The sequence below is a fragment of the Actinoplanes sp. NPDC021490 genome (genome assembly GCF_055562135.1).
In genome coordinates this window covers 246,744-257,205 of sequence record NZ_JBVHFW010000017.1, presented here as the reverse complement: position 1 = coordinate 257,205, position 10,462 = coordinate 246,744, and the positions used below count along the sequence as shown (strand labels likewise).

The 10,462-nt window shown below is 66.6% G+C and carries 9 protein-coding genes and 2 tRNA genes; 3 read left to right on the top strand and 8 right to left on the bottom strand.

Features of this window, described 5'->3' with window-relative positions:
• The first annotated feature begins 529 nt into the window (after window positions 1–529).
• Complete coding sequence (locus ACZ3I4_RS36265; RefSeq protein WP_465386603.1) at window positions 530–745, top strand: hypothetical protein; 216 nt, start codon at window positions 530–532, stop codon at window positions 743–745.
• 1,231 nt (window positions 746–1,976) lie between these two features.
• Here ACZ3I4_RS36265 and ACZ3I4_RS36260 read toward each other — a convergent pair.
• The 3 genes from ACZ3I4_RS36260 to ACZ3I4_RS36250 all read right to left on the bottom strand — a co-directional run bounded on the left by ACZ3I4_RS36260 (window position 1,977) and on the right by ACZ3I4_RS36250 (window position 3,950).
• Entirely contained in the window at window positions 1,977–2,774 is a 798-nt protein-coding gene (locus tag ACZ3I4_RS36260) for a carbon-nitrogen hydrolase family protein (protein ID WP_465386602.1), read from the bottom strand.
• A 199-nt stretch (window positions 2,775–2,973) separates the two neighbouring features.
• Window positions 2,974–3,594, bottom strand: coding sequence for a hypothetical protein (locus tag ACZ3I4_RS36255; RefSeq protein ID WP_465386601.1), 621 nt, complete (start codon window positions 3,592–3,594; stop codon window positions 2,974–2,976).
• Window positions 3,591–3,950, bottom strand: coding sequence for a nuclear transport factor 2 family protein (locus ACZ3I4_RS36250; RefSeq protein WP_465386600.1), 360 nt, complete (start codon window positions 3,948–3,950; stop codon window positions 3,591–3,593). Before ACZ3I4_RS36250 ends, ACZ3I4_RS36255 begins: the two co-directional genes overlap by 4 nt.
• A 72-nt stretch (window positions 3,951–4,022) precedes the next feature.
• Here ACZ3I4_RS36250 and ACZ3I4_RS36245 point away from each other — a divergent pair, with 72 nt between their 5' ends.
• On the top strand, window positions 4,023–4,598 hold the full coding sequence (locus ACZ3I4_RS36245) for a PadR family transcriptional regulator (RefSeq protein ID WP_465386599.1): 576 nt from the start codon (window positions 4,023–4,025) through the stop codon (window positions 4,596–4,598).
• A 387-nt stretch (window positions 4,599–4,985) separates the two neighbouring features.
• On the opposite strand, the gene clpX is transcribed toward ACZ3I4_RS36245, so the two are convergent.
• From clpX to ACZ3I4_RS36220, 5 genes are all read right to left on the bottom strand, one after another.
• Window positions 4,986–6,275: an ATP-dependent Clp protease ATP-binding subunit ClpX gene (gene clpX, locus ACZ3I4_RS36240; protein WP_465386598.1), complete on the bottom strand. Its 1,290-nt coding sequence runs from the start codon at window positions 6,273–6,275 to the stop codon at window positions 4,986–4,988.
• A gap of 211 nt (window positions 6,276–6,486) precedes the next feature.
• The gene (locus ACZ3I4_RS36235) at window positions 6,487–7,143 is read right to left on the bottom strand and encodes an ATP-dependent Clp protease proteolytic subunit (RefSeq protein ID WP_203383875.1); all 657 of its coding nucleotides are present in this window, start codon (window positions 7,141–7,143) and stop codon (window positions 6,487–6,489) included.
• An 11-nt stretch (window positions 7,144–7,154) separates the two neighbouring features.
• Window positions 7,155–7,784, bottom strand: a complete 630-nt coding sequence (locus tag ACZ3I4_RS36230) for an ATP-dependent Clp protease proteolytic subunit (RefSeq protein WP_465386597.1) — start codon at window positions 7,782–7,784, stop codon at window positions 7,155–7,157.
• Window positions 7,785–7,972: 188 nt separating this feature from the next.
• Complete coding sequence (gene tig / locus ACZ3I4_RS36225) at window positions 7,973–9,322, bottom strand: trigger factor (protein WP_465386596.1); 1,350 nt, start codon at window positions 9,320–9,322, stop codon at window positions 7,973–7,975.
• Window positions 9,323–9,360: 38 nt separating this feature from the next.
• Window positions 9,361–9,434: transfer RNA gene (locus tag ACZ3I4_RS36220), tRNA-Pro, on the bottom strand.
• 133 nt (window positions 9,435–9,567) lie between these two features.
• Between ACZ3I4_RS36220 and ACZ3I4_RS36215 the strand changes: the two genes are divergently transcribed.
• Window positions 9,568–9,638, top strand: a tRNA-Gly gene (locus ACZ3I4_RS36215).
• Window positions 9,639–10,462 lie beyond the last annotated feature (824 nt).

Sequence of the window (10,462 nt, the reverse complement as noted above, 5' to 3'; positions counted from 1 at the left end):
ACCAAACTTCCCGAAAGAAGCCGGCCGGGGTATAACTAATTGGCACTGGCTTATCAAGCACCCTGTTGAGTTCTCAAAGAACAACCACACCCGGCCAACCGCTCCGGGGCAACCGCTCAAACTTACCCGGTCGACTTCGCAAGCGCAAGATCCAGGATCTTGCTTGCATCGCCCAAGTTTGCCTCACGAGTCGAACCCGCTTTCCGGCGGGTAGATCGTGAGGGTGGCCTCGCGGACCGGCCGACGATCACTCAGTGATCTGCTTGCCCGGTTCCCGCTGGCTTGACTACCTTACCCGGTCGGTTTCGCTGGCGCAAGTTGCCTTGCTCCGCTCCGCCCGAACTTCGTCAAGCTTAACGCCTTGCCTTTCGGGCTGCCTGGCGACCGTCGCTTTCGCTCCGTTCGTCCGGGTTTCCCTCGGGCAGAGAGAAAGTTACGCGACCGAGTACCGCGCATGCAAATCGACCCCCGTCCCCGCCCCTGCGCGGAGACGCCCCGAAACCGCTTCACATCGTGAAAGAGTGGATGCATGGGAGCTTCCGGGACGCTGGCGGCCGACGCGTTCATTGACATGATCATGCCCTTCGGACAGTTCCTCATCGGCACGCTTGTGCTGGTCACGCTGGTGGTCTCCGTACGCCGGCTCCTGGAACGGGGTCCGTCCCGCATGGGCGGGGCCATGCTCCTGAGTGGCGGCGCCGTAATCGGTCTGGCACTGGTCGGTTACTTAGTGCAGCTCCTGTGACGCCGCTGACACAGGCCAATATCGACTATGCAGAGCAGCCCGCCCGATTCCCGCGCAGGCTTTGAGTCACGCCGTCCGCGCTCAAGGCTTCCCCACCCAGGGTCAGACCCCCGCCGGCTCAAAGCTTGCTCGCGCAGCTCAGCCTCCCCGCACAGGCTCACTGCCTCCGGTCCCCGCGAAGGGTCAGACGCCCGCGCAGCCTCAAACCTCCCTCGCACGGACTCAGACTCAGAATCCTCCGGGCCCCCAGGCTAGAACCCGGCGCAGGGTCAGACCCAGCGCAGCCTCAAAGCTCCCTCGCACAGGCTCAGACCCAGAATCCCCGCGCCCGCGCGGACACGGGCCTGGCACAGGCCCAACCTCAGAATCCCCGCGCAGGGTCAGACGCCGCGCAGGCTCAGAGGCTCCCTCGCACAGGCTCAGACTCAAAACCTCCGCGCCCTCGCAGGGTCAGAGCTCCGCGCAGGGTCAAGCTCCCTCGCACAGGCCCGGACTCAGACTCCCCCGCGCCTTGCGCAGAGTCGGAACACCACGCAGGCTCATAGCTCCCTTGCACAGGCTCAGACTCCCCCGCGCCCGCCCAGGGGCAGACCGCCGCGCAGGCTCAAAGCTCCCCTGCACAGACTCATACGCTCCCCGCACAGGCTCGAAACACACCGTGCAGGTTGAAGGCTCCCCTCACGCAGGTTCTGAATCCCTACGCCTCATCCCTCCCGGGCTCCAACACCATTCCTGTCCTGAACACAGCGGTGACCGCAATGGGTTGCCCGGGGAATCCCAGTCGTGCCTGTGCCCTGCTGCGCCAAGCACAGTGGCGAGCCGGCGATGCCAGCCGGTCGACGCGCTTCTAGAACAGCAGGTCCTGAGCAGTTAGTAGACGCGCGCCGCTCTTGTGCGAGATACGCCGAAAGGTCAGCCGCGACCTCGCGGGCGCATCCGAGTCTTGAACTCCACCACCACGGCCCGGGCTCTGCCGGCCACCGACCGCTACCGCCTGGCCATGAGCGTCTTGGCCGGGACGAGCGCGTTGAGGGACTCCCCCAAGACCCGCCCGTCGCCAGCGTGGACCGGGCCGCCGCCGTGGACCGGGCGGGGCACGGCCACTACGCGCGAGCGTCTACACCGAGCCATAGATGCATACCGGCGCCGAGACTCACCCGATCCCCGCACACCAGCGATCCGCCCGACCACCGCGGCTCGTACGGGCGGTTCCGCAGAGACCATGGAGTGGTCAGAGGCGGCGGTTGGCCAGGCTGGGGAGTTCGGACCGGATCTGGTCGAGGCGGGCCAGGTCGAGGTCGGCGGTGGCTATACCTACGGAGTCGGGGGCCTGGGTGAGGACCGTGCCCCAGGGGTCGATGATCATGCTGCGGCCGAAACACGTACGGGAAGGGTCGTGGTCTCCGATTTGGCCAGCGGCCACGACGTAGCACTGGTTTTCGATCGCGCGCGCCCGGAGCAGAACCTCCCAGTGGTCACGGCCGGTGTGCATCATGAAGGCGGCCGGGACGACCAGGATGCGGGCCTCGCCCTCGACGGCGAGCCGGCGGTAGATCTCGGGGAATCGCAGGTCGTAGCAGATCGAGAGGCCCGTACGGACTCCGGCGATGTCGGCCACCACGGTCTCGTCGCCCGGGGCCACCGAACGGGACTCCTGATAGGAGACTCGGCCGGCGATCTCCACGTCGTACAGGTGGATCTTGCGGTAGTGGGTGACCAGCTCTCCGCGCGGATCGAAGACCAGCGAGGTGTTGTAGGTGCGGCGGTCATCGGGGCCGGTCTCGTGGAAAGAGCCGGCGTGTACCCAGATGCCGAGGTCGCGGGCGGCGTTCGCGAAGAATTGGGCGAACTCGCCGTCGATGCCCTCGGGCTTGGGCGCGGTGTCGCCGGGGCCCAGGTAGTCGACGTATTCGGGCAGCACGGCCAGCTCGGCGCCGGCGGCTGCAGCCCGATCGAGCAGCTCGCGGGCGACCTGCAGGTTGTGATCCCGATCGGCTCGCGAATTGACCTGACACACCGCTACTCGCATGGGTGAAGCCTACGAGCGTGGGCGCCTTCGACCAACCTCCCAAAGCCACCCTTTGAACCAGTACAAAAGGATCTGGGCAAGACGCCCCGGCGAGGCCAAAATTGCGGCCAACCGCGGGGGATCCTGCCGGCGCCGGTGCTCCCGTGCCGCAGTGGGAGAGGTCCGTCGGCTCGGATCAGAAGGGAAATGCGATGGAAGGTCAGGCGGGAAGAAACCGGGCGGCTCGAGTGAGCAGGGCCTGGAGGAAACGGCGGTGCTGGGGCGCCAGACGCGACCAGACCTGGCGACCGGGCGGGTGGTCGTAGCGAATCAGCATCGCCTGGATCAGGTGCGTCTCCGAGATGGCGAAGACGAGGCGGGCGGTGATGCCTACGGCGGCGCGGGACTGCAGAACGATGGCCGTTGGCGTGTTGTGGAGGATGCGCCAGCCCAGCACCTGGGATCGGTACCACGGCGGGGCTAGAGGGATGCCCAGGAGGATCCAGACCGTGACCATCTGGGCGCGAGCCTTCCAGGAAGCGCGCTCGAGGACGAGTCGTGCCCATTCCTCGGCCGTTCGCGGGCTCGTCGGGGCCGAAACTGCGGCGGAGGCGGACAACGGGGCGGGCGCGGACGCCGGGGCTGACGCCTGCACTGAGGCCGGGGCCGAGACCGACGCCATGGCCGGGGCGGGGGCTGCGGCGGAGGACGGGGACGGAGTTGGTTGGGGTGATGGGGCGGGGGTGATCGGAAGGGTGAAGGACTCGCGGTAGTGGGTGGGGGTCAGGGCGGCCAAGGCCTCCAGCTCGGGTGGGGTGTCGATCTCGCGGGCGGTGGTCATGTCAGCCGGGACCGCATGGCTTCGGCCAGAGCCTGGATGCCCTTCAGGGGGCGGATCATCACGGTGAACTCGGCGATCTGGCCGTCGGGGCCGGCGTGCAGGAAGTCGCAGCCCTCGAGGTGCTTGTCGCCTATGCGGGCCTTGAAGAGCAGTGCGTGGGAGGGGGCGTCGGAGAGTTCGTGGGTGTATTGGAAGTCCTCGAAGACCTGGATCACGGCCCGGAGGATCGGCGCCACGGCGAAGCGGCCGCGGTAGGGCGTGTAGACGACCGGGCTTCGGAAGACGACGTCCTCGTGGAGGAGGGCCAGGGCGGCCTCCACGTCGCGGGATTCGATGGCGGCTCGGAACGGATGCACGGCGCGACCCCTATACTCAACTAATTGAATAGGTGCGAATTAAAGTAGCCCGCCGTACGGGAGGAAGTCCAGATGTCGCTGCGCCACGCACTGCTGGCCGCCCTGTCGCAGGGCGAGGCGTCCGGGTACGAGTTGGCCAAGCGGTTCGACGTGGCGGTCGCGGACTACTGGACGGCAACGCCGCAGCAGCTGTACCGGGACCTGGAACGGCTCGAGCAGGACGGCCTGGTCGAGGCGCGCGTCGTCGAGCAGACCCGGCGGCCCAACAAACGCGTGTTCACGATGACGGAAAAAGGACTCGATGAACTGCGCGAATTCGGGCGTCGGCCGTCCAAGCCGCCGGCCATGCGCGACGAATTGCTCGTCAAACTGCAGGCGGCCGACCGGACCGGGGAACCGGCAACGCTCATCGAGGCGGCGCGAGCACGGGAAACACGGTCGCGCGAAAAGCTGGCCCGCTATGACCAGCTGCGCGATCGGCTGCTCGACGGGCGCAGTGAAGACGAATACTTGCGGGACAGCGACGAGGTCGGCCCCTACCTGACGCTCATGGCCGGGCGTGAGTACGAGCAGTTGAACATCCGCTGGGCCGCGAAGGTGATCGAAACGCTCTCACGACGGGAGCGAAGCCAGCCGGAAGCCGGGTGACCGGGCCGGCCCCAGCGGCATGGCTCGGCCGCGCTTGGGTGACGAGCGTGGCTGGCGGTTCCGGCCTGCGCGGACAGCGGACAACTAGCAGTTCCGGCCTGCGCGGATGTCCGCCCGACTTTGGCGGTACGTGCGCCGGCAGCGGAGGAACAGCGATTCCGCCTGCGCGGGACAGAGCAAGACCGGCCGTTCCGGCCTACGCCAACAGCGAAGGACCAACAGTTCCGGCGTGCGCGGACAGCGAAGGACCAGCAATTCCGGCGTGCGCGGACAGCGGAGGACCAGCAATTCCGGCGTGCGCGGACAGCGAAGGAGCGCGGCCTGCGGAGGTCAGCGGCGTCCGGGGACGCGGGTGTGCTTGTGGGAGCCACACCCGCGCACCGGGGATCAGGCGGACTTTTCCTCGCGCTCGCGGCGACGGCGGCCCACGAACTCGCGCGGGACGATCGTCGGGTTGACGTTTTCGAGGACTACCTCGCGCGTGATGACTACGCGGGCGGCGTCGGGGTTGCTTGGTACCTCGTACATCACGGAGAGCAGGACTTCCTCCATGATCGCGCGGAGACCGCGGGCGCCCGTGCCGCGCAGCATGGCCTGGTCGGCGATGGCCTCGAGTGCGCCGAAGTCGAACTCCAGCTCGACGCCGTCCAGCTCGAAGAGACGCTGGTACTGCTTGACGTACGCGTTGCGCGGCTCGGTCAAAATCTTGATCAGAGCCTCGCGGTCGAGGTTACGCACCGTGGTGATGACCGGCAGACGACCGATGAACTCGGGAATCAGGCCGAACTTCAGCATGTCTTCGGGCATCACCCGGCTGAAGATGTCATCGGTGTTCCGCTCGGAGATCGACCGCAGGTGGGCACCGAAACCGACACCGCCGTGACCGACGCGGGACTCGATGATGCGGTCCAGCCCGGCGAACGCGCCACCCACGATGAACAGCACATTGGTGGTGTCGATCTGGATGAACTCCTGGTGCGGGTGCTTGCGGCCGCCCTGCGGCGGAACGTTCGCCACCGTGCCCTCAAGGATCTTGAGGAGGGCCTGCTGGACGCCCTCACCGGAGACATCCCGGGTGATCGACGGGTTCTCGCTCTTGCGGGCGATCTTGTCGACCTCGTCGATGTAAATGATGCCCTGCTCGGCGCGCTTCACGTCGTAGTCGGCGGCCTGAATGAGCTTGAGCAGGATGTTTTCGACATCCTCACCCACATAGCCGGCCTCGGTGAGCGCCGTGGCGTCCGCGATCGCGAACGGCACGTTGAGCATGCGGGCCAGCGTCTGCGCCAAGTGAGTCTTGCCGCAGCCCGTGGGCCCGATGAGCATGATGTTGGACTTGGCCACCTCGACGTCGCTGCCCCCACCGGGCGCACCGCTCGACTCGGCCTGAATCCGCTTGTAGTGGTTGTAGACCGCGACCGAGAGAGCCTTCTTAGCCTGCTCCTGGCCCACCACGTACTGGTCCAGGAACTGGCAGATCTCCATCGGCTTGGGAAGCTCTTCCCACTTCACTTCGCCGGTCTCAGCCAGTTCCTCTTCGATGATTTCGTTGCAGAGGTCGATGCACTCGTCGCAGATGTAGACCCCAGGGCCCGCAATGAGCTTTTTGACCTGCTTCTGTGACTTCCCACAGAAGGAGCACTTCAGTAGGTCGCCGCCGTCGCCGATCCGTGCCACCTACGTTCTCCTTGAGCTCATCGGCCGGCTCGCGCCAACCCCAGATCCCGGGGACTGATTGTCCCGTTGCCATCTCATCGTCTGCCGAGCCGTGTAACTGAGGCTGCATGCTCGACGTTACCCGCAAAGGTGCCGTTCTCCGACCCCCCAAAACGGGCGTGTCAGGGGGTCGGCCAGTTTATCCGCTCCGGCCGGCCCCCGACACGATGCCTCAGCCCACCGACTGGAGGCTCTTCTTACGGCTCGCGAGCACGACGTCGACCAGACCGTACTCCTTGGCCTCGTCGGCCGTCATGATCTTGTCGCGATCGACATCCTTGCGGACCTGCTCGGGCGTGCGACCCGAGTGACGCGAAATCATCTCTTCCATCTGCGTACGCATACGGAGGATCTCACGCGCCTGGATCTCGATGTCCGAGCCCTGTCCGTAGCCGCCCTCGGTGGCCGGCTGGTGGATCAGCACCCGGGAGTGCGGCAGCGCCATCCGCTTGCCCGCCGTGCCACCGGCCAGCAGAACGGCGGCCGCGCTGGCCGCCTGCCCCAGGCAGACCGTGGAGATGTCGGGGCGGACATACTGCATCGTGTCATAGATCGCCGTCATGGCGGTGAAGGAGCCGCCGGGCGAGTTGATGTACATCAGGATGTCGCGGTCGGGGTCGGAGCTCTCCAGCGTCAGCAGCTGGGCCATCACGTCGTTGGCCGACGCGTCGTCCACCTGCACGCCGAGGAAGATGATCCGGTCCTCGAACATCTTGTTGTACGGGTTCGTCTCCTTCATCATCCCGTTCGAAGAACGCTCGACGAAGGAGGGCAGCACGTAGCGGTTGTGCACCGGCGCGAACCCGGAGGGCAAGGTCAGGTCAGTCATTGTTCAGCTCCTCAGTTCAGCGTTCCGGCGCCCTCGGGAACCTGCGTGGCCCCGGTGATCACCTTGTCGATGAAGCCATAGTCCTTGGCCTCCTCCGCCGTGAACCAACGGTCCCGGTCGGAGTCGCGCTCGATCTGCTCCTGAGTCTGCCCGGTGTGGAAGGCAACCCGCTCCTGGAACATGCGCTTGGTGTAAAGCATCTGCTCGGCCTGGATGGCGATATCGGCGGCCGTGCCGCCCATGCCGCCCGAGGGCTGGTGCATCATGATGCGCGCGTGCGGCAGCGAGAAGCGCTTGCCGGGAGCGCCGGCGCAGAGCAGAAGCTGCCCCATCGACGCGGCCATGCCCATGGCCACGGTCTGCACATCGTTGTCGATGAACTGCATCGTGTCGTAGATCGCCATGCCCGAGTAGACCGAGCCACCGGGCGAGTTGATCCAGAGGTTGATGTCGCGCTCAGGGTCCTCGGCGGAAAGCAGCAGCAGCTGCGCGCAGATGCGGTTGGCCACCGCGTCGGTCACCTCGCTGCCGAGGAAGATGATGCGCTCACGCAGCAGGCGGTTGAAGACCGAGTCGTCGAGGTTGCCACTGAGGGATTCACCGCGCAGCACAGGGCTCGCGGGGAGATGAAGATCGGTCATGGCAGCCCTTCACAGCTAACTGTGTCGGCCTCAGGTTCGTGGCCGGCAGGTCGTCCGTCGTACGACCAACCTAACCGGTCGAATGCGCATCAGCTTCCCGCTCGGGCAGGTGTTCGCTGACAGCGCAGGCGGCCGCAGAACCCAGAACCGCGATCGCCCCGCCGAGGGGCGATCGCGGTCCAGCAAGCTCAGTGGTTGTGACCGGCGTGCTCGTCCTCGGACGCGGCACGGAGGTCGTCGAGGGTCAGGACGGTGCCTTCCGAGTCCTTCATCTCGACCTGCTCCATGACCGAGGCCAGCGCCTTGCCCCGGCGCACGTCGCCGAACACGGCGGCCGCGGCGCCCGACTGCACCAGCTGGTCGTAGTACTGCTGCGGCTGCATCTGGGCGCGCTGGGCCCGGTGGACGATCTCGTGACCGAACTCGTCGTCCGAAACCTGCACGTCCTCGGCGTCGGCGATCGTGTCGAGCAGCAGCTGAATGCGGACGCCCTCCTGAGCGGCCTCGGTCAGCTCCTGGTCGATCTGCTCCTCGGTCTTGTCCTCCGAGGTCAGATAGTCCTGCAGGGTCGCGCCGATCCGCTCCAGCTGGTCGGTCATGGCCTGCTTGCGACCGTCGACCTCGTCCTTCACGACACCCTCGGGCGCCGGGATGTCGGCGGCCTCGACCAGCTGCTTGAGCGCCTCGTCACGAGCCGCGTAGATCTGCTCGACCTTCTTCACCTTGGTCAGCCGCTCACGCAGGTCGTTGCGCAGCTCCTCCAGGGTGTCGAACTCGCTCGCCATCTGCGCGAAGTCGTCGTCCACCTCGGGCAGCTGCTTGTCCTTGACGCTGCGGACCTTGACCTCGACGTCGGCGTCACGGCCGGCGAAGTCGCCACCCACCAGCTGGGTGGTGAACTGGGCGTCGGCGTCCGCGACCAGGCCCACCAGCACCTCGTCGAGGCCCGGAAGCAGCTGCTTGCTGCCGACCTCGTGCGAGATGTTGGTCGCCGAGCCGCCCGGAACCTCCTGGCCGTCAACCGTGGCCTTCAGGTCGAGCTGCACGTAGTCGCCCTCAGCGGCCGGCCGGTCAACCGTCTTGAGCGTGGCGAAACGCTCGCGCAGGCCGTTGATCTGCTCGTCGATCTCGTTGTCGCCGATCTCGACGGCCGGGACGGTCACCGAGATGGTCTTGAGATCGGGCACGGCGATCTCGGGCCGGACGTCGACCTCAGCCGTGAACTTGAGCGGCTCGTTGTCGGCGAACTCGGTGATCTCGACCTCGGGGCGGCCCAGCGTCTTGACGTCGTGCTCACGCACGGCGGCCAGGATCTGCTGCGGAATCGCTTCCTGAACCGCCTCGTTGAGGACCGCGCCACGCCCGACACGCTGATCGATGACCGCTGCCGGAATCTTGCCGCGACGGAAGCCCGGCACCTGCACCTGCGCGCCGATCTCCCGGTACGCCTTCTGCAGGCTCGGCTTGAGCTCGTCGAACGGCACCTCGATGGCGAGCTTCACCCTGGTCGGGCTCAGAGTCTCGACGGTGCTCTTCACAGGCGTACTCCTTGTTGCTGCCGAATAGTTGTTGTCAGTCGGGGTGGCGGGATTTGAACCCACGGCCCCTCGCTCCCAAAGCGAGTGCGCTACCAAGCTGCGCCACACCCCGTGGCGTCGGCCAGTGTATGCGGTCCGCTTGCTCGCGCGTGCGCAGGAGTCACCTGGTGGGGAATCCGGTTCGCGCCGACGGGAGATGATTCAGTAAGCTATCCCCAACGACCCCGTCCACGGGCAGGGTCGGCGCGGGCGTAGCTCAATGGTAGAGCCTCAGTCTTCCAAACTGATTACGCGAGTTCGATTCTCGTCGCCCGCTCGCCGGTGGGCCTTCCTGCTCGCAGAAAGCGCGAACCTGGCCGGCTCACCTTTCCCCTGGGGGCCGAGCCCCCAGACCCCACGTTCCGGCTGGTCACTCGCCGTCGTGGGTCGCTGTCAGAGCAGACCTCGCCTTCGGCTGGCCCTTCAGTCAAGAGCGTTCCGGCTGGTCACTCGCCGTCTTGGGTCGCTGTCAGAGCAGACCTCGCCTTCGGCTGGCCCTTCAGTCAAGAGCGTTCCGGCTGGTCACTCGCCGTCTTGGGTCGCTGTCAGAGCAGACCTCGCCTTCGGCTGGCCCTTCAGTCAAGAGCGTTCCGGCTGGTCACTCGCCGTCTCGGGTCACTGTCAGAGCAGACCTCGCCTTCGGCTGGTCCTTCAAGTCAAAAGCTTTTGCCCGTACGCCTCGTGGGGAGTACGGGCGCATCGTCGTGTGCTCGCTGCGCCTCGCGAGGGGGGTGGGGGGTTGCGGCCGTTGCGCGGGTGTCGGGATGTTGCCCGGGGGTTCGGTGGGGGTGCCGGCGGGGCACGAGCGGTGAGCTGGCTGGGCCGGTGGGTGGGTTGCGGTGTGTGATTGGGTGTTGATCTGTCGGTTCGAATTTAAGGAACTGCTAATAGACGTTCGTCTAAGCGGGCGACTAGGTTTTCCGCGGGTATCTGGAACGCGTCAAGCTCCAGAAGCTCCCGGCCGCGGCACCGCCGGCCGAGACGCGCGGCGCCGGGGGGGGGCCCCGCGCCGCGCCCCCCCCACGGTGCGGGTGAGGGGGGGTGGATTGTAGGGTGTGTTGTGGGGGGGGGGGGGTATCTGGCGATGTCGTGGGGGTGGGG

Coding starts and splice junctions, on each gene's coding strand:
- ACZ3I4_RS36265 (WP_465386603.1), top strand. CDS start 530: ATGGGAGCTTCCGGGACGCTGGCGGCCGACGCGTTCATTGACATGATC.
- ACZ3I4_RS36260 (WP_465386602.1), bottom strand. CDS start 2,774: ATGCGAGTAGCGGTGTGTCAGGTCAATTCGCGAGCCGATCGGGATCAC.
- ACZ3I4_RS36255 (WP_465386601.1), bottom strand. CDS start 3,594: ATGACCACCGCCCGCGAGATCGACACCCCACCCGAGCTGGAGGCCTTG.
- ACZ3I4_RS36245 (WP_465386599.1), top strand. CDS start 4,023: ATGTCGCTGCGCCACGCACTGCTGGCCGCCCTGTCGCAGGGCGAGGCG.
- ACZ3I4_RS36235 (WP_203383875.1), bottom strand. CDS start 7,143: ATGACTGACCTGACCTTGCCCTCCGGGTTCGCGCCGGTGCACAACCGC.
- ACZ3I4_RS36230 (WP_465386597.1), bottom strand. CDS start 7,784: ATGACCGATCTTCATCTCCCCGCGAGCCCTGTGCTGCGCGGTGAATCC.